Annotated in this window: 16 protein-coding genes and 1 pseudogene; 8 read left to right on the plus strand and 9 right to left on the minus strand. The window is 68.8% G+C overall.

Going from position 1 to position 17,914, the window contains the following annotated elements; genetic code table 11:
- The first annotated feature begins 1 nt into the window (after position 1).
- Positions 2–1,909, plus strand: a complete 1,908-nt coding sequence (locus D1832_RS05320) for an MDR family MFS transporter (protein ID WP_118913031.1) — start codon at positions 2–4, stop codon at positions 1,907–1,909.
- A gap of 105 nt (positions 1,910–2,014) precedes the next feature.
- The gene (locus D1832_RS05325) at positions 2,015–2,965 is read left to right on the plus strand and encodes a hypothetical protein (RefSeq protein ID WP_118912929.1); all 951 of its coding nucleotides are present in this window, start codon (positions 2,015–2,017) and stop codon (positions 2,963–2,965) included.
- Positions 2,966–2,984: 19 nt separating this feature from the next.
- Here D1832_RS05325 and D1832_RS05330 read toward each other — a convergent pair whose 3' ends face one another.
- The 5 genes and pseudogenes from D1832_RS05330 to hisC form a co-directional block, all read right to left on the minus strand.
- The gene (locus D1832_RS05330) at positions 2,985–4,331 is read right to left on the minus strand and encodes a TrkH family potassium uptake protein (protein WP_118912930.1); all 1,347 of its coding nucleotides are present in this window, start codon (positions 4,329–4,331) and stop codon (positions 2,985–2,987) included.
- A gap of 80 nt (positions 4,332–4,411) precedes the next feature.
- Positions 4,412–5,893: a dihydrolipoamide acetyltransferase family protein gene (locus tag D1832_RS05335; protein ID WP_118912931.1), complete on the minus strand. Its 1,482-nt coding sequence runs from the start codon at positions 5,891–5,893 to the stop codon at positions 4,412–4,414.
- Between the two features lie 11 nt (positions 5,894–5,904).
- Positions 5,905–6,933, minus strand: a complete 1,029-nt coding sequence (locus tag D1832_RS05340) for an alpha-ketoacid dehydrogenase subunit beta (protein WP_118912932.1) — start codon at positions 6,931–6,933, stop codon at positions 5,905–5,907.
- Positions 6,930–8,132, minus strand: coding sequence for a thiamine pyrophosphate-dependent dehydrogenase E1 component subunit alpha (locus tag D1832_RS05345; protein ID WP_082128642.1), 1,203 nt, complete (start codon positions 8,130–8,132; stop codon positions 6,930–6,932). Before D1832_RS05345 ends, D1832_RS05340 begins: the two co-directional genes overlap by 4 nt.
- A gap of 215 nt (positions 8,133–8,347) precedes the next feature.
- Positions 8,348–9,441, minus strand: a pseudogene (gene hisC, locus D1832_RS05350) (histidinol-phosphate transaminase).
- 139 nt (positions 9,442–9,580) lie between these two features.
- Here hisC and D1832_RS05355 point away from each other — a divergent pair.
- Together D1832_RS05355 and D1832_RS05360 are read left to right on the plus strand one after the other, a co-directional pair.
- Complete coding sequence (locus D1832_RS05355; RefSeq protein WP_182434666.1) at positions 9,581–10,360, plus strand: VOC family protein; 780 nt, start codon at positions 9,581–9,583, stop codon at positions 10,358–10,360.
- 70 nt (positions 10,361–10,430) lie between these two features.
- The gene (locus D1832_RS05360; protein ID WP_118912934.1) at positions 10,431–10,892 is read left to right on the plus strand and encodes a phage holin family protein; all 462 of its coding nucleotides are present in this window, start codon (positions 10,431–10,433) and stop codon (positions 10,890–10,892) included.
- A 7-nt stretch (positions 10,893–10,899) separates the two neighbouring features.
- Here the strand turns inward: D1832_RS05360 and D1832_RS05365 are convergent, their stop codons facing one another.
- From D1832_RS05365 to D1832_RS05380, 4 genes are read right to left on the minus strand one after another with little or no spacing between them, the layout of a single operon-like run.
- Complete coding sequence (locus D1832_RS05365; protein WP_118912935.1) at positions 10,900–11,499, minus strand: NUDIX domain-containing protein; 600 nt, start codon at positions 11,497–11,499, stop codon at positions 10,900–10,902.
- On the minus strand, positions 11,499–12,080 hold the full coding sequence (locus D1832_RS05370) for a DivIVA domain-containing protein (protein ID WP_118912936.1): 582 nt from the start codon (positions 12,078–12,080) through the stop codon (positions 11,499–11,501). Before D1832_RS05370 ends, D1832_RS05365 begins: the two co-directional genes overlap by 1 nt.
- A gap of 37 nt (positions 12,081–12,117) precedes the next feature.
- Positions 12,118–13,083: an NADPH:quinone oxidoreductase family protein gene (locus D1832_RS05375; RefSeq protein ID WP_118912937.1), complete on the minus strand. Its 966-nt coding sequence runs from the start codon at positions 13,081–13,083 to the stop codon at positions 12,118–12,120.
- A gap of 40 nt (positions 13,084–13,123) precedes the next feature.
- Positions 13,124–13,765 carry a TetR/AcrR family transcriptional regulator gene (locus tag D1832_RS05380; RefSeq protein WP_206609354.1) on the minus strand — a complete coding sequence of 214 codons (642 nt, stop codon included), beginning with the start codon at positions 13,763–13,765 and terminating at the stop codon, positions 13,124–13,126.
- Between the two features lie 40 nt (positions 13,766–13,805).
- On the opposite strand from D1832_RS05380, the gene D1832_RS05385 reads away from it, so the two are divergent.
- The 4 genes from D1832_RS05385 to D1832_RS05400 all read left to right on the plus strand — a co-directional run bounded on the left by D1832_RS05385 (position 13,806) and on the right by D1832_RS05400 (position 17,885).
- Positions 13,806–15,083 carry an acyl-CoA dehydrogenase family protein gene (locus D1832_RS05385; protein WP_118912938.1) on the plus strand — a complete coding sequence of 426 codons (1,278 nt, stop codon included), beginning with the start codon at positions 13,806–13,808 and terminating at the stop codon, positions 15,081–15,083.
- Positions 15,080–16,198, plus strand: a complete 1,119-nt coding sequence (locus tag D1832_RS05390; RefSeq protein ID WP_241510872.1) for a phosphotransferase family protein — start codon at positions 15,080–15,082, stop codon at positions 16,196–16,198. Before D1832_RS05385 ends, D1832_RS05390 begins: the two co-directional genes overlap by 4 nt.
- Entirely contained in the window at positions 16,195–16,932 is a 738-nt protein-coding gene (locus D1832_RS05395; protein WP_118912939.1) for a histidine phosphatase family protein, read from the plus strand. The genes D1832_RS05390 and D1832_RS05395 overlap by 4 nt, the downstream gene beginning before the upstream one ends.
- 137 nt (positions 16,933–17,069) lie before the next feature.
- Positions 17,070–17,885 carry an alpha/beta fold hydrolase gene (locus D1832_RS05400; protein ID WP_182434667.1) on the plus strand — a complete coding sequence of 272 codons (816 nt, stop codon included), beginning with the start codon at positions 17,070–17,072 and terminating at the stop codon, positions 17,883–17,885.
- Positions 17,886–17,914 lie beyond the last annotated feature (29 nt).

Genomic DNA, 17,914 nt, shown 5'->3' on the forward strand with positions numbered 1-17,914 from the left:
CATGCGCATCCTCTACGGGCTGCTCATGGGCATGTTCCTCGCCGCCCTCGACCAGACCATCGTCTCCACCGCGATCCGCACCATCGGTGACGACCTGCACGGGCTGTCCGCGCAGGCGTGGGTGACGACGGCCTACCTCATCACCTCGACGATCGCGACGCCGCTCTACGGCAAGCTGTCGGACATGTTCGGGCGTCGCCCGTTCTACCTGTTCGCCATCGTCACGTTCATCATCGGCTCGCTCGCCTGTTCGTTCGCGGACACGATGTACCAGCTCGCCGCGTTCCGTGCGATCCAGGGCATCGGCGCCGGCGGCCTCATGTCGCTGGCTCTCGCCATCATCGGCGACATCCTGCCGCCGCGTGAGCGCGCCAAGTACCAGGGCTACTTCCTCGCCGTCTTCGGTACGACGTCGGTGCTCGGCCCGGTCATCGGCGGCTTCTTCGCCGAGCAGAGCTCCATCCTCGGCCTGACGGGCTGGCGCTGGGTCTTCCTCATCAACGTGCCGCTCGGCGTCGTCGCGTTCTTGCTCGTGGCGCGCACGCTGCACCTGCACCACGAGCGCCGCGCGGCTCGCGTCGACTACCTGGGCGCGGCTGCGCTCGTCATCGGCCTCGTGCCGCTCCTGACGGTGGCCGAGCAGGGCCGCACGTGGGGCTGGGACTCGACGAAGTCGATCGCCTGCTTCGTCATCGGCATCATCGGCATCCTGCTGTTCATCGCCGTCGAGGCGCGCATGAAAGACGACGCGCTCATCCCGCTGCGCATCTTCAAGAGCCGCGCCATCTCGGTGACGATCGTCGGTTCGATCATCATCGGCATGGCGATGTTCGGCGCCATGATGATGCTGCCGCTCTACATGCAGATCGTGCACGGCGCGTCGCCGATGAAGTCCGGCCTCATGATGCTTCCGCTCGTGCTCGGCATGATGTCGGCCTCGATCATTTCGGGTCAGATCACGGCGCGCACCGGCGTCATCCGCATCTTCCCGATCATCGGTACGGCCCTGCTGTCGATCGGCATGTTCGCGCTGTCGCACATCACCGCCGACTCCGAGCTGTGGGTCGTCATGGCGTTCATGCTCCTCGTCGGCCTCGGCCTCGGTAACTGCATGCAGGCGCTGACGCTCATCGTGCAGAACGCCGTGTCGCCGCGCGAGATCGGTATGGCCACGTCGTCCGCGACGTTCTTCCGCCAGATGGGTGGAACCATCGGTGTCGCCGTCTTCCTGTCGATGCTGTTCTCGACGGTCGGCGACCGCATCAAGGAGAACATGACGGCGGCCGCCGCGACGCCGGAGTTCAAGCAGGCTCTGCAGACCGCGCTCGGCGACAAGACGCTCATGGCCGACAAGGAGGCCTACGGCATCGTCCAGGGTCTCGCGAACCCGAAGGGTGGTGGCGCTGCGCTCAACTCGGTGAGTGAGGACTCGTCCGTCATCTCGCGTCTGCCGAAGGCCATCGCGCACCCGTTCGAGGCGGGCTTCGCGGACGCCATGGACCACGTCTTCCTCACGGCGATGGGCATTTCCGTCCTCGGCTTCCTCGTGCTGCTGCTCCTGCCGAAGATCGAGCTGCGCACGCAGTCCGGCATGGCGGCCGCTGCTGCGGCCAAGTCGAAGGCCGAGGGCGAGGCCGCCGCTGCTGCTGCGAGCGTGGGCGGCGTCGACGATAGCGAGGCTCCCGCCACCACTCGCGCTGCCGACGGTCACGTCAGTGGCACCTCGCCGGCCGAGGAGGTCGTCGGTACGGGCTCCGCGTGGTGCGCAGCGCCGACGATGGAGGAGATCGCCGCGGACGGTCAGCCCGTCCCGGAGGCCGTCCACGACGCCGAGGTTCGTGTGGAACTTCGCGAGAAGGGCGAGGACGTCGCGCACAAGACCCCGCGTCACCGTCGATCGGACGACTGAACGACGTCACCTCAAATGCCCGCTTCGGCTCTGCCGGGGCGGGCATTTGCGTGTGATGGAATGTCGGCGCACGCCGACCACTCGTGAGCGCGATGAGGATCGAAGATGGAGAACTGGGGCCTGGACCATCCGGGCCTCGGCCGCTTCGAGGCGTACGTCGGATGGCATGACGAACTGCGCCAGATCGACCCGAGTTACCCCGAACCCGACGAGGACGATTCGCCCGAAGCGCTCGCGCAGACTGAGGCGGCGAAGAAGGCCGACGGACGGCTGGGGCGCCTTGCCGGTCGGGTGCGCCCGATGCTCGGCATGAAGGAGCAGTGGCAGCGCCAGGGGCTCGTCATCACCCGTGACGGGCGCACGATCTCGCGCCACCAGAGCATCGGTTCGCGCAAGGCACCGATGGCGCGCTCGCTGCCGGACGGCAAGTTCACCTCGAGTTCGTCCGCGACGAAGCCGTACTTCGACATCACGGCCGACCCGCTGGGGCGTCACCTCACCGACATCCACCTCAAGACCGAGGACGAGGTCGTCGCCTTCGAGCCGCCCGAGGACTCCCCAGCTGCCCGTCGTCAGGACGCGATGGACGCGTCCCCGTGGAAGCGCGTCGTGTACCCGCTGCTCGGCGGGCTCGGCAAGAGCGGGTGGGCCATCGTGATGCTCCTGCTCGCGCCGGTCATCACGGAGATCATCGCCACCGTCATCGCGTGGATCGTCGAGTTGCTCGCGCCGCTCGTGCCCGACATCGACTGGCCCAACATCTCGCTGCCGAGCATCCCGTGGCCCGATCTGCCCAACATCAACTGGCCCGACATTCCGTGGCCGAGTCTGCCGAGCATCCCGTGGCCGGACTGGACTCCGCCCGGCTGGGTGGTGTGGCTGCTCGACCATCCGAAGGTCTGGTTCCCCATCGTCCTGGCCGTCGTCTGGGGTGTGGGGGCGCGCCGCAATGCGAAGAAGTCGCAGGCCAAGAAGGCCGAGTGGGCCAAGCGCCACGAGTACGCCCGCCTGGCCGGAGCGATGCGCGAGCTGGCCGCCCGGGAGACCGACGACTGACGTCCGGCGCGTGGGTCGCTCAGCCGATGAGCGGGCGCCCCTCCGGGTAGGTGTAGCGGCGTGTGCTCTCGCGCAGCGCCAACGCAGAGACGAGGGTGATCGGCCCGAGGCGTCCCAGAAACATGAGCGCGACGAGCAGCAGCTGACCGGCATCCGGCAGCTTGGCCGTGACACCGGTCGACAACCCGACCGTCGCGAACGCTGACGTCGACTCGAACAGCAACTCGGCGAGGCGAATGTCGGATATCTGCGTGAGGATCAGGGTCGAGGCGACGACGGCCGCGATGCCGATGAGGGCGACGTTGAGCGCCTGACGCATCGTGCGATCGGCGATGCGCCGCTCGAAGATCGTCGCATGCGTCTCCCCGCGCATCTCGGCGACGATGCCGACGAACAGGAGGAAGAACGTCGTCACCTTGATGCCGCCCGCAGTACCGGCGGATCCTCCACCGATGAACATCAGGATGATCGTCGACAAGAGGGTGCCTTCGTCGACCTGGCCGTAATCCCACGCGTTGAATCCCGCGGTGCGCGGCGAGACGCTGTGGAACGTGCCCACGAGGAGCTTCTCGCCGAGGCCCATCTGGCCGAGCGTTTTCGGGTTACTCCACTCCACTGCGGTGATCACGACGGCGCCGATGAGCAGCAACGTCGTCGACATCATGAGGGTGATCTTCGTGTGCAGGCTCCAACGGCGCCGCCTGCGGACCCGGATCACCTCCATAATGACCGGGAACCCGAGCCCACCGAGGATTATCGCGGCGCTGATGGGCGCAATGATCCACACGTCACGCGCGTAACCCATGAGATTGTCGCTGAACAGCGCGAAACCGGCGTTGTTGAACGCCGAAACGGCGTGGAAGACACCGAGGTACGCGGCACGGCCGAACGAATGGCCGTAGCCGAGCCACCATCGCAGAGTCAGGGCTGTCGCGACGAGGATCTCGACGGCGCACGTCACGCGCACGACGCCGAACAGCACGCTGCGGATGTCGCCCAGACCCTCGGCCTTCGTCTCGCTAGCAGCTGTGAGGCGGCTGCGCAGCCCGAGCTTCTTCGTCAGCACGATGGCGAGCAGCGACGCGAGCGTCATGACGCCGAAGCCGCCGATCTGGATGAGGACGAGGATGACGACCTGGCCGAACGGCGTCCAGTAGTTCGGCGTGTCAACGGTCGACAGGCCGGTGACGCATACGGCGCTCGTCGCGTGGAACACAGCGGTGACGACGGGCGCAGAGCCGGGCGCCGTGGTGGCGATCGGCAGCATGAGCAACGCCGTGCCGACCGCGACCGCTGCCGCGAATGCGGCGACAACGACCTGCCCCGCGTGCTGGAACCTCAGCCGCTTGACCCACTGATCACGCATCGGCTTCCCATCTCCGCCCTGCGGGCCGCCTGACTGCGGCCCGCCCCGAGCGTAGTCCCCGCCCTGCCACACGGGCGGCGTCAGGCCCAGGCAATGCCCTTCGCGGGGTTCTCGAGGATCTGGCCGACCGTCGAGAGGAAGCGCGAGCCGACGTCGCCGTCGATGAGGCGGTGGTCGAAGCTCAGCGAGAGCTGGGCCACCTGGCGGATCGCGATGTCCTGCTCACCGGCGTCGTTCGTGACGACCCACGGCATCGGACGCACCGTGCCGATGGCCAGGATGCCGCTCTCACCGGGCTTGATGATCGGCGTTCCGGCGTCGACTCCGAAGACGCCGATGTTGCTGATCGTGAACGTGCCGCCGTTGAGGATGGCCGGGCTCGGCTTGCCGTGACGGGCGATGTCGATGAGCTTCGCCATCTCGCGCGCCAGGTCGAGCAGCCCGAAGCGTCCGGCGCCCTTGATGTTCGGCACGAGCAGGCCACGGTCGGTGGCCGCCGCGATGCCGAGGTTCACCTCGGAGCGCATGACGATCTCGGCGTTCGCCTCGTCCCACAGCGCGTTCATCATCGGCTCGCGCTTCATCGCAATGAGGCACGCCCTCGCGACGATGAGGTTCGGCGTCACCTTGACGTCGCGGAACTCGCGGTCGCGCTGCAACTCCTTGACGAACTCCATCGTGCGCGTCATGTCGACGGTGTAGAACTCGCTGACGTGCGGCGCGGTGAACGCGCTGCTCACCATCGCCTGGGCCGTCACCTTGCGCACACCCTTGATCGGCAGACGCTCGTCCGTCAGGCCACCCGAAGCAGCCGGGGCCGCTGCCGGAACGACCGGACGCTCGGGGGCCGTCGAGCGAGCCGCCGCAGCGGCGTCGACCGCGCTCGGGGCAGCCGGCGCCGTAGGCGCGTCGGGACGCATGTGGCGGGGAGTCGACGCTCCTGCCGCAGCCGACACATCGTCACGGCTGACGACACCGTCGTCACGGGAGGCCTTCACCTCGTCGATGTCGACGCCCTGCGCCTTCGCGAAACCGCGCGTCGCCGGGGCGGCGAGCGCACGCTCACCTGCGTCCGGGCGGTTGCGACGGGCGCGGCGGCTCGTGCTGGACGCCGTCGGGCCGTACCCGACGAGGGTCTTCTGCTGCGGCTCCTCGTCGCCCTCGGCTGCCGTGGCCGCCGGAGCGTCGTCGGCCGGGGGCGCGACCTCGGCGGAGGCCTGCATGTCGTCAGCCGCTTCTTCGGCCGGCGACTCGGACGTCGAGGCGTCGACCTCGGCAGCACCGTCGACGGCGGCCTCGGCTTCGGCAACGTCGACGTCGCCGCCGACCTCGATCGTCACGATCGGCGTACCGACCTCGACGGTCTCACCCTCGGGAACGAGGATCTCGACGACCTTGCCCTCCCACGGAATGGGCAGCTCGACGAGCGACTTGGCCGTCTCGATCTCGAGGACGGGCTGGTTGACCTCCACGGTGTCGCCCGCGGCGACGTGCCACGTGACGATCTCGGCCTCGACGAGGCCCTCACCGGGATCGGGCAAGGGGAACTGCAGAACAGGCACTGGCGTGTCTCCTAGAAGCTGAAGGCTGCGTCGACGGCATCGAGGATGCGGTCGAGGCCGGGAAGGTACTCGCGCTCGTGGCGGCTCGGCGGGTACGGGATGTCGTATCCCGTGACGCGCTGCACCGGCGCTTCGAGCGAGTAGAAGCACTTCTCCTGGATGATGGCGGCGATCTCGGCGCCCATACCGAGCGTGCGGGCGGCCTCGTGGACGACGACGGCGCGACCGGTCTTGCGAACCGACTCGCAGATCGTCTCCTCGTCGAGCGGCGAGAGCGTGCGCAGGTCGATGGCCTCCAGGGAACGTCCCTCCTCCTCGGCGGCCTTGGCCACGTCGAGGCAGGTGCGCACCATCGGGCCGTAGGCCAGGAGCGTGAGGTCGGTGCCCTCGCGCAGAACCTCGGCCTCGTACAGGTCGCGCTGCGGGCCGGCTGCTAGATCGAGCTGGTCGGGGCTCGGCTCGTGGTAGCGACGCTTGGGCTCGTAGAACACGACCGGGTCGTCGGAGTCGATGGCCTGGCGCATCATCCAGTACGCGTCGACGGGCCGCGAGCAGACGACGACCCGCAGGCCGGCAGTGTGCACGAAGTACGACTCGTTCGACTCGCTGTGGTGCTCGACGGCGCCGATGCCGCCACCGAACGGGATGCGGATGACCATCGGCAGTTTCACCGCGCCACCGGTGCGGTTGTGCAGCTTGCTCACCTGACTGACGATCTGGTCGAAGGCCGGGTAGACGAAGCCGTCGAACTGGATCTCGACGATCGGGCGGTAGCCGCGCATCGCGAGACCGACGGCCGAACCGACGATGCCGGACTCGGCCAGCGGTGGGTCGATGACGCGCTCGCCGAACTCGCGCTTGAGGCCGTCTGTGAGGCGGAAGACGCCGCCGAGGTCACCGACGTCCTCACCGATGACGACGACCTTGTCGTCGGCCACCATCGCGTCGTGCATCGCCGCGTTGAGAGCGCGGGCGAGCGAGAGCTTCGGCGGCTTCTTGGCGCGAACGGGAGCCTTCTCAGCGGTCTCCGACGTGCTCACGCGCTCGCCTCCTCGAAGGACGCGAGGTACTCGGCGAACTCCTCGCGCTGCGCGCGCAGCTGCGGGTCGAGGTCGATGTAGGCGTGGTCGAACATCGCCGTCATCTCCGGGTCGGCCATCTCGACGCAGGAGCGGCGCCAACCGGCGGCCAGATCCTTCGCCTCGGCGTCGACATCGTCGAAGAACGACGCGTCGGCGTGGTTCTCACGCTCGAGCAGGGCGCGCAGACGCGCGATCGGGTCCTTGGCCTTCCACGCCTCGACGTGCGCGTCCTCGCGGTAGCGCGTCGGGTCGTCGGACGTCGTGTGGGCGCCCATGCGATAGGTGAAGGCCTCGATGAGCGTCGGGCCGAGCCCGCTGCGTGCGTTGTCGAGGCTGCGGCGCGTGACGGCCCAGGTGGCGAGCACGTCGTTGCCGTCGGTGCGCACACCGGGGAAGCCGAAGCCGTCCGCGCGCTTGTACGGCGGAATGATGAACTGACGCGTGTTGGGCTCGCTGATCGCCCAACCGTTGTTCTGGATGAAGAAGACCATCGGCGAGTGGTTGACGGCCGCGTAGACCATGGCCTCGTTGAAGTCACCCTGGCTCGTGCCACCGTCACCCGTGAACGCGATGACGGCCGTGTCCTTCGTGTCGTCTCCGGTGCCCACGAGGCCGTCGAGGCGCACGCCCATGGCGTAGCCGGCGGCGTTGAGCATCTGGTTGCCGATGACGATGGTGAACGTGGCGAAGTTGTGGTCGGCCGGGTTCCAGCCACCGTGGCTCACACCGCGGTAGGTGGCGAAGACCTGCGCGGGCGTGATGCCGCGGCAGAAGGCGACGCCGTGCTCGCGGTAGCCCGGGTAGGCGAAGTCCTGCTCACGCATGGCGTGGCCGGCGGCGACCTGCGCGGCCTCCTGGCCGAGGAGCTGCGGCCACAGGCCCAGCTCACCCTGGCGCTGGAGGCTGTAGCCCTCGATGTCGAACCGGCGCACGAGCACCATGTCGCGGTACATGGCGCGCACCTCTTCGGCCGTGATGGCCTTGAGCGCTTCCATGTACGGCTCGTTGACGCTCGACATCGGCGTGCGCGAACCGTCGGGTGCAATGAGCTGCACCATGTCCGGGCCGCCGTCCGTGACGTCGGGCAAACCGTCGAGCTTATGGCCTGCGACGTGCGTGACGCCGTCGATGCCTTCCGATGCTCCGGAGATCGTCATCGTTCCTCCTCGGCGGAGGCGAACGATGCGTCACCCCCGCGTTCGGTGGTGGACGGTTGATGCGCCGTACCACCTCGTCGGGATCTTGTGACGCAGGTCACGCCACAGATGATGACGGTACCCGACGAAACGACCTGCGAAGCACTACCCGCGCGTCACTTTTTCCTTGCGCCGCCGCGGATTTCGAGGGGTGAGCGGCGAGTTTCACCATGTGGTCATCGAGTGCCGACGAAACCCTTCACAACGTCGACGAGGCGGTCGTTGGCCTCCGGCTCCGCGATGGTGGCGCGCACGCCCTCCCCCGCGAACGGACGCACGACGAGTCCGGCGTCCTTCGCGACGCCGGCGAACTCCTCCGTGCGCTCGCCGAGCGGCAGCCAGACGAAGTTGGCCTGCGTGTCGGGGATGTTGAGGTCGGCTCGGCGAGCGCCTCGACGACGCGTCGGCGCTCGGCGACGAGGGCCTGCACGCGCTCCTCGAGTTCGTCGTACGCAGCGAGGCTGGCGACAGCCGCCTTCTGTGCCATGTCGTTGACGCCGAACGGCGTGGCCGCCTTGCGCAGGGCCTCGGTGATGCGCGGGCGCGCCACGGCGTAGCCGACGCGCAGCCCCGCCAGGCCGTAGGCCTTGGAGAACGTGCGCAGCACGACGGCGTTGGGGAACTCCCGGTAGAACGCGAGCGCGTCCGGAGCGTCGTCGGCCTCGACGAACTCGAGGTAGGCCTCGTCGAGAACGACGAGCAGATCCTTCGGAAGCTTCTCGATGAAGGCCCGAAGTTCGTCGGTACGAACGCTGGGGCCGGTGGGGTTGTTCGGGGTGCACACGATGAGCAGGCGGGTGCGATCGGTGACGGCGGCTGCCATGGCGTCGAGGTCGTGGCGGGAGTCGGCGTCGAGGGGCACCTGAACCGAGCGTGCACCGGTCAGCGCGGTGACGATGGGGTAGGCCTCGAACGAGCGCCACGCGTAGACGACCTCGTCACCCGGCTCGCACGTGATGGCGATGAGCGCGGCGAGGATGCCGACCGATCCGGTGCCGAAGCTGACCTCGTCGTCACTGACACCGAGCTTTTGCGCGAGCGCGTGCGTGAGCTCCGAGGAGGCCATGTCGGGGTAGCGGTTCATCGTCGCCACGGCCTCGTGGACGGCCTCGACGACGGACGGCAGCGGCGGGTACGGGTTCTCGTTGCTCGAGATCTTGTAGACGACCGTGTCCCCCTCAGCTGCGGCCGGTTTGCCGGGCTTGTAGCCGGGCACCGAGTCGAGCGTCGTACGCAGTCGGACGGGGGTGGCGAGGGTCTCGTCTGTCATGGGCCCCACCATACGGTCGCACGAAGTCGGCTCGATCCGTTGCCATGCCCGGACCGCCGCTCTACCGTCGAAGAAGCTGCCGTCCGGCGGTGAGATCCCGACGGCTCGCCCCGCGAGCCGCCACGGAAGGGGAACGACGATGGCGAGCACCTACACGGCACGACCCGGCCCGCCCTGCTGGTACGAACTGGGCACCGACGACCTCGAGGCGGCGAGCGAGTTCTACGCTGCCGTCCTTGGTTGGCAGACGGCGAACGAAGGCGGCTCCGACTACGTCGTGGGCCTCGACGCCGACGGCAACGGCGTGGCGGGCATGATGCGGCTCGCCGACCAGGAGGGGGAACCACCGCCGAACTGGGTCTTCTACCTTGAGGTTGCGGACGCCGACGCGTCGGCCCGAGCCGTCGCCGAAGCGGGCGGGGCGGTACTCATGGAGCCCAGCGACATTCCGGACACCGGCCGCTTCGCCGTCGTCGCCGACCCCCAAGGTGCCGTCTTCTCGATCATGGCCCCACGCCCGCCGGAGGAGCCGCCGAACTCGCGAGCGTTCGAACCCGAGCGCATCGGCCACGGCAGCTGGCACGAGTTGACGACCACTGACCCGGAGGCCGCCGTGGCCTTTTACGCGTCGGTATTCGGCTGGAACACCGGCGAGAAGCTGGAGATGGGCGAATCGGGCGGGTATCAGATCGTCGAGATCGACGGCCAGGCTGCGGGAGGCATCATGCAGCTCGGTGGACGGGAGGGTCCGGCGTGGCTCAGCTACTTCACAGTGCCGAGCGTGGATGATGCCCTCGGCCGGGCTCGCTCGGCGGGTGGCCGGATCGTCACCGGACCGAACGAGGCTCCGGGCGGCATCCTCACCGCGGTGATCACCGATCCGCAGGGCGCTGGCTTCGGCATCTCGGGCGGTCGGTAACCGACGCACGGCGACGGCGATTCAGGGGTCCTCCCACCTGCGACACAGCCACCGGGGTCACACTGGAGACATGCGCACTCTGCTCAAGATCGCCATCAACGGCCTCGCACTCTGGGCCGCCGCAGCGCTCGTCGAGGGCATCACGCTGGCCGACGGCGCGAGTACGACGACCTCGAAGGTGCTCACCATCGCCGTCGTCGCGGCGGTCTTCGGCCTCGTCAACGCCGTCGTCCGGCCCGTCGCTAAGTTCTTCGGTTTCCCGTTCCTCATCGTGACGCTCGGGCTGTTCATCTTCGTCATCAACGCGGCCATGCTGGCCTTGACGTCGTGGCTCGCGGGAGTGTTCGGTCTCGACTTCCACGTCGACCAGTTCTGGCCGACGGCAGTGCTCGGCGCCCTCGTCGTGACGTTCGTGTCGTGGGTGCTGGGCCTCTTCTTCGACACCGACGACGACACCCGCCGTCCTGCGCCGCGCGGCTACGACCGCCGCGGCCCGGGTCGCCCGGGCGGGCCGACGATGTCGCGTTACTGAGCCCCGATCACGCCCAGTCGGGCGCTTCGCCGTTCTCGAGGTAGACGCCGAAGCGTCCGGCGTCGGCGGCCGCGACCGCCTGGCGGATCACCTTGGCCGTGTACGCCGCGACGTGGTCGTCGAGGTCGCCGGGCGCCACGTGGTGGATGCCGGCGATCTCCTTGCGCTGCAGGGTGAAGTCGTCACTCGAGCGGTCGAGCGTGGCCTCGAAGACGTAGAGCATCGCGTCGTCCCAGCCGCGCCACGGCGGCAGCCACGACACGACGCGCAGCCCGGTGAGGGTGGCCTTGACGCCGAGTTCCTCGTCGAGTTCGCGCACCACCGCGTGTGCGGGCGACTCGTGGGGGTCGACAACGCCGCCGGGCAGATCCCAGAAGCGCTTGTACGAGAGCTCGCACAGCATGACGCCGCCCGCTTCGTCGCGCACGAGTGCCTGCGCGATGGTGCGGGTCTTGGGCAGCTTCGTGTTGAGGTAGACGGCCGCCTTGGAGACGGTGTTCTCGTCGGGCAACTCCTCGGCCGAGGCCTCGGCCACCGTCGCCTCGCGCAGTTCGGCGGCCACCTTGGCCTTGATCTCGCGCTCCTGCTCGTGCGTCTGGTCGCTCATCAGCCCTCCGGTTGCATGTGGGCGATCTCGTCGAGGAAGTCGTCGACCTCTTTGGGGTCGTACCCTCGGCGCAGCCCCGCCGAGTCGAACCGCGCGTACTGCGGATCGGGCAGTTCGACGCCACGGCGCATCGCGATGACGACCGAGTCGAGGTAGTCGTCGACGTCGTGTTCGTCGTAGCTCGTCGAGGCGCGCCCGACGAGGGTGAACTTCTTCTCGCGCACGAGGTCCATCTGCTCGTGCGTCCAGCGCAGCGTCGTGTCGTCGTCCCGTGTCGTCAGCGCGGCGATCTCGGCGTCGCGCTCGCGGCGCGCCACCTCGTCGGGGTGCTCGACGACGGTGGTGGCCGACCACACCGACATGAGGGTGAGGAAGCCCGCGACCTGCGTCGGGGAGACACCGCCGCGGGGTGCGCGCCGCAGCGCCATGGCGTCGAGGTCGGGCAACGGCTTGGCCTTGCGCATCGCCGTCAGGGCGCGCACGCGCAGGCGTTCGACGTCGTCCGCGTGGTACCCGCCGGCGGCGACCGACGCGAACCTCGCGGACTCGACGACGGCGATCTGCTCAGGACTCCACGACATGACTCCACCTTTTCACGAGGCGGCGGCCGCTCGCGCGTCAGAGCGTGAGGACGAGCTTGCCCTCGGCGCGGCGCTCCTCCATCTCGGCGATGGCCTCGCCGGCTTTCTCGAGCGGACGCACGGGGCCGAGCACCGGCTTGAGCGCGCCGCTCGCGACGAGGGGCTCGATGGCCTTCCACTGCTCGGGCACCGTCTCGGGCCGGGGCATCCAGAACGCACCCCAGCCGACGCCGACGACGTCGATGTTGTTGAGTAGCAGGCGGTTGACCTTGACCTCGGGGATCGAGCCGCCGGTGAAGCCGAGCACGAGCATGCGGCCCTCGACGCCGAGGCTGCGCAGGGAGTCGGTGAAGCGGTCGCCGCCGACCGGGTCGACGACGATGTCGACGCCGCGGCCCTCGGTGATTTCCATGACGGCGTCCTTGAAACCCTCCGGCGCGATGGCGTGGTCGGCGCCCGCAGCCGTCGCGATCTCGCGCTTGGCTTCGCTCGACGCGACGGCGACGACCTTGGCCCCGCGCGCCTTCGCGTGCTGGATCGCCGCGATGCCGATGCCGCCGGCGGCTCCGTGGACGAGCACGGTCTCCCCCTCGGCGAGGCGGCCGCGTCGATCGAGCGCGAACTGCACGGTGAGGTAGTTCATCGGCAGGGCCGCGCCCTCCTCGAAGGAGACGCCGTCGGGCAGCGCGAAGACGAACGGCGCGGGCACGGCCACGCGCTCGGCGAGGCCACCGAAGCCGGGGAACGCGACCACGCGGTCGCCCTCACTGAACCCCGAACCGTCCGGGGCACTGACGACGACGCCCGCCACCTCGGAACCGAGGACGAAGGGCGGCTCGGGCTTCATCTGGTAGAGCCCGCGCGTCAGCAGCGAGTCGGGGTAGCACAGGCCCGCGGCCCGCACCTCGACGAGAACGTCGCCCTTGCCCGGGGTGGGCTCGGCGATGTCGTTGATCTCGACGGCCGACGGGCCGTCGAGCGTGGTGACCTGTACTGCGCGCATCGTTCTTCTCCTTGGTGCGGTTCGTCGGGTGTCGAGTGGTTCAGGCGGTGGGGTTCTCGCCCCACGGCAAGGGGGTGATGCGGCTCACCGCGAGCAGGGCGCCGAGCGCGGCCTCGCAGTGCTCGACGAGTTCGTCACGGCCGGGGCGTTCGCCCTCGGCCTCGCCGCTCGTCCACGACAGGGCCAGGTCTTCGACGTAGGCGAGCCAGCCGCGGATCGTGACAGGACTGGCGCTCACGCCGTCGTCGGCAAGGGCGTCGAGGACGAAGTCGGTGACGCGACCGCGCCACGTGTCCGCGGCCTCCGCGCCGCCGAAGTCGCTGAGGTTGCCGCGCACGAGGGCGATGTAGATCTCGCGTCGTCGCGCGATGCGTGCGATGTAGCGGGTGATGACCTGGCGCAGCGCTTCACGCCCGGTGGCGTCGGCGTCCGGTTGCACCGTGTGAACGACCCGGCGCCCGGCGGCGCGCACGACAGCCTCGTAGTACGCGGCCTTCGTCGGGAAGTAGTGGAAGAGCAGGGCGCGCGAGATGCCGGCCTCGGCGGCGACCTCGTCGAGCGAGACCTCCTGGATGGGGCGGTACGCCAGCTTCTTGAGGCCGATGATGACGAGTTGCTTGCTGCGCTCGTCCTTCGTCAGGCGTACCCGCTTGGTCGGGGCGGTGGAAATCTTCTCGCTCACTCTATTGAGCATTGCTCAATAGAGTGACTACAGTCAAGACATGGATCTCACCGTCTCCCCCCGCGCCCAGGAACTCGCCGACGAGGTGGACGCCTTCGTCCGCGAGCGCATCGAACCCGCTGAAGAAGAGATTCAGCACTACTACGCCGAGCTTCGCTCCAAGGGCGAGAACTCGTTCGTCGTTCACCCGAAGATCGAGGAGCTCAAGGCCGAGGCGCGCGAAGCGGGCCTGTGGAACCTGTTCCTGCCCGAGGGCGAGGGCGACGAGTGGGCCGAGCGTTTCGGCACGCGCGGCGGCAAGGGCCTGTCGAACATCGACTATGCCGCCATCGCGGAGAAGACCGGCCGCACGCCGCTCTCGCCGATGATCTTCAACTGCAACGCCCCCGACACCGGCAACATGGAGGTGCTGCTCAAGTACGGCACCAGGGAGCAGCAGGAGGAGTGGCTCGTGCCGCTGCTCGAGGGCAAGATCCGCTCGGCGTTCCTCATGACGGAGCCGGCGGTCGCCTCCTCGGACGCCACGAACATGGACGCGCGGGCCGTCATCGACGGCGACGAGGTCGTCATCAACGGTCGCAAGTGGTGGAGCTCGGGCGCCGCGCACCCCGACTGCAAGGTCTTCGTCTTCATGGGCCTGAGCGACCCCGACGCCGACCGTCACGCGCGTCACTCGATGATCCTCGTTCCGGCCGACGCACCCGGCGTCACGATCAAGCGCGCGCTGCCCGTCATGGGTCAGCTCGACGAGCCTCTCGGACACTGCGAGGTCCTCCTCGAGGACGTTCGCGTGCCCGTCTCGAACATCCTCGCCGGCCCCGGCAAGGCGTTCGCCATCGCGCAGGGACGCCTCGGCCCGGGCCGTATCCACCACTGCATGCGCCTGCTCGGCCTCGCCGAGATGGCTCTCGAGCGGGCGTGCACACGCGGCACGGAGCGCGTCGCGTTCGGCAAGCCGCTCATGCTGCTCGGCGGCAACCGCGAGCGCCTGGCCAAGGCCCGCATCCAGATCGACATGGCGCGTCTGCTCGTGCAGCAGGCCGCGTGGAAGCTCGACAACGGCGGCACGCAGGCCGCGCGCGTCGACGTCAGCGCGATCAAGGCGATCGTGCCGAGCATCGCGTGCGACGTCATCGACTTCGCCATCCAGATCCACGGCGGTGGCGGCATGTCCGACGACTTCCCGCTGACGAGCGCCTACGCCACCGCGCGATCGCTGCGTCTGGCCGACGGTCCGGACGAGGTGCACCTGGGCATGGTCGCCCGCGAGGAGCTGAAGCCCTACCTCGCCGCCACCTCCGGGGGTGCAGGGAAGTGACGACGCTCGACGACGTCGAGGCCAACGCGGGAGCGATGCGCGAGGAGGACGCGTTCGACGTGGCCGCCGTCGCGCAGTGGCTGCGCGAGAACGCGCACCCCGAAGCCGACACGAGCGCTCTCGACGGCACGCCGGAGGTGCGACAGTTCACGGGCGGGGCGAGCAACCTCACCTACCTCCTGCGCTACCCGGAGCGCGACCTCATCCTGCGACGCCCGCCCTCGGGCACCAAGGCCAAGGGTGCACATGACATGCGCCGCGAGCACGACATCCAGCGCGCACTCGCGCCGCACTTTCCCGCCGTCGCCCCGATGGTGGCGTTCTGTGACGACGAGTCGGTCATCGGCAGTGACTTCTACGTCATGGGGCGCCTCGACGGCATCATCCTGCGTCAGGAGATCCCGCCGGAGATGGGCCTCGACGAGGCCGGGGTGCGCAGGCTGTGCGAGACGGCGATCGACGAGCTCATCGCGTTGCACTCGGTCGACGTGAAGGCCGCGGGGCTGGAGTCGTTCGGCAAGGGCGAGGGCTACGTGCGTCGTCAGGTCGAGGGGTGGTCCGCGCGCTACCGCAAGGCCCGCACTCACGGCGAGGAGCACGGCACCGGCTCGTTCGAGACGGTCATGGCGTGGCTCGACGAGCACCAGCCGCGGGACGTCGCGAACTGCCTCATCCACAACGACTACCGCTTCGACAACTTCGTGCTCGACAAGGACGACCCGACGCGCATCCTGGGCATCCTCGACTGGGAGATGGCAACCCTCGGCGATCCGCTCATGGATCTCGGCGGGGCCCTCGCCTACTGGGTGCAGGCCGACGACGACGAATTCATGCGCGGCTCACGCCGTCAGCCGACGCACACGCCGGGCATGATGACGCGCGACGAGGTGTGGAGCTACTACGCCGAGAAGTCCGGGCGCACGATCGACCCGAAGGATCAGCTGTTCTACGAGGTGTTCGGGCTGTTCCGCCTGGCCGTCATCGCGCAGCAGATCTACTACCGCTACGCGAACGGGCAGACGCACAACCCCGTCTTCAAGCAGTTCCGCCCGATGGTCAACTACCTCGAGTGGCGCTGCGAGAAGCTCATCGGCGCGAACGGGGACGGCGCGTGAGCGTCGTCTACCTCGTGCGTCACGGCCAGGCCAGCTTCGGGCGCAGCGACTACGACAAGCTGTCGCCGCTCGGTGAGGAGCAGGCGCGCATGACGGGCGCCGCCCTCGCCGGGTGCGGCGTGAAGCCCGCCCTGCTGGTCACGGGTTCGCTTCAGCGCCAGCGGGTCACGGGTTCGCGCATGTGGGAGGAGGCGGGCTGGGAGGCTCCCGTCGACATCGACGAGGGGTGGAACGAGTACGACCACGACGCCATCGTCTACACGCACAAACCGGCGTACACGAACCAGGCCGTCATGCAGGCCGACCTCGCGCGCCGCGGCAACCCGCGTCGGGCGTTCCAGGAGATGTTCGTCGAGGCCACCGGTCGGTGGACGTCGGGTGAGCACGACGACTACGACGAGACGTTCGCCCAATTCACCGACCGCGTCATGCTCGCGCTGGGGCGCGTGACGTCGCGGCTTTCCTCGGGGCAGGACGCCGTCGTCGTGTCGTCCGGCGGACCGATCTCGTGGGTGGCTTCGCACCTGCTCACGAGCTCGCCGAAGGAACGCGCCGTCTCGAGTGCGGGCGCCGCGGGCGTCAGTGACGCCGCGGTGGCCGTCTGGCACAATCTCAGCGCCACGACGGTCAACGCGTCCGTGACGAAGATCCTCGTCGGGCGCACACTCACGGCACTCACGGTGAACGACCACAGCCATCTCCAAGGTCGCGAGGGGTACGTCACCTACCGTTGAGTCGCCCGATGACGAGGCCCCTCTGCGGCGTAGGCGACGCGGTGCGTCCCCAGCCGACTTCTCACCCTCTCGGGCAGGGTTTCGAGTCGCCCGTCCGACTAGCGACCGGCGATTCACCCCGTGAGGAAGGAGTGCCCGTGGCCGAGTTGAAGCGCCCTGGCGCGGCCCTCCACTTCATCGAGTCCGGCCCGCGGAACGCCCCCGTGGTCGTGCTGGGGCACGGGTTGTTCTTCACGGGGTCTCTCTTCCACCATCAACTCGACGCACTCGAACAGCAGTTCCGTTGTGTGAGTTTCGACTGGCGCGGGCACGGGCTGACGTCGGCCCGCGGCCCGTTCGCGATGAACGACCTCGTCGACGACCTCGAGGCGCTTCTTTCGACGATCAACCGGCCAGTGCACTACGTCGGGCACGGCTTGGGCGGTTCGGCGGCCTTGCCGCTCGCGGCCCGGCGCGGTGAACTCTTCCGTTCCCTCACCTTGCTCGGGGCGTCGGCGAACGCGGAGGATCCCGACGACGCGTACTGGTACCTGCGCCTGGCCAATCGCTATCGGCGCCTCGGCGGGTGGGCGGTTCGCCCGAAACTCAGGCAGGCGCTCTTCTGCGAGACGAGCCTGCGCGGCGGGCAGGTGCGGCGAGAGGTCGACCACTGGGCCGAGGAGTTCGGGCAGTCGTCGCGAGCCGAGTTGCGCCACGCGATCCGCGCGTTCGCGAACCGCCGCGGCACACAGCCAGAGGCCCACAGCCTCCGAGTTCCGACACAGCTCATCGTCGGCGAGGACGACGCCGTCAATCCGCCGTATCGCAGCAGGCGGCTCGAGGAGCTCATTTCGGGCGCCGAGGTGCACACGGTCGAAGGCGCCGGGCACGCGGTACCGCTCGAATCGCCGCAGACGGTGACTCATCTGGTGCGCTCGTTCGTCGAACGCGTGGAGCACCTCCCCCGCCACTGACGCCGCCTCCCCCGACCTGTCACGTCGGG

It is taken from the genome of Dermacoccus abyssi (assembly GCF_003515945.1).
GTDB lineage: Bacteria > Actinomycetota > Actinomycetes > Actinomycetales > Dermatophilaceae > Dermacoccus > Dermacoccus abyssi.

Bases quoted from the DNA above. Each gene is read 5' to 3' on its own strand.
- D1832_RS05375 (WP_118912937.1), bottom strand. From the start codon at position 13,083: ATGCGCGCAGTACAGGTCACCACGCTCGACGGCCCGTCGGCCGTCGAG.
- D1832_RS05320 (WP_118913031.1), top strand. From the start codon at position 2: ATGCGCATCCTCTACGGGCTGCTCATGGGCATGTTCCTCGCCGCCCTC.
- D1832_RS05370 (WP_118912936.1), bottom strand. From the start codon at position 12,080: ATGTCGTGGAGTCCTGAGCAGATCGCCGTCGTCGAGTCCGCGAGGTTC.
- D1832_RS05360 (WP_118912934.1), top strand. From the start codon at position 10,431: ATGCGCACTCTGCTCAAGATCGCCATCAACGGCCTCGCACTCTGGGCC.
- D1832_RS05365 (WP_118912935.1), bottom strand. From the start codon at position 11,499: ATGAGCGACCAGACGCACGAGCAGGAGCGCGAGATCAAGGCCAAGGTG.
- D1832_RS05385 (WP_118912938.1), top strand. From the start codon at position 13,806: ATGGATCTCACCGTCTCCCCCCGCGCCCAGGAACTCGCCGACGAGGTG.
- D1832_RS05330 (WP_118912930.1), bottom strand. From the start codon at position 4,331: ATGCGTGATCAGTGGGTCAAGCGGCTGAGGTTCCAGCACGCGGGGCAG.
- D1832_RS05325 (WP_118912929.1), top strand. From the start codon at position 2,015: ATGGAGAACTGGGGCCTGGACCATCCGGGCCTCGGCCGCTTCGAGGCG.
- D1832_RS05355 (WP_182434666.1), top strand. From the start codon at position 9,581: ATGGCGAGCACCTACACGGCACGACCCGGCCCGCCCTGCTGGTACGAA.
- D1832_RS05345 (WP_082128642.1), bottom strand. From the start codon at position 8,132: ATGACGATCTCCGGAGCATCGGAAGGCATCGACGGCGTCACGCACGTC.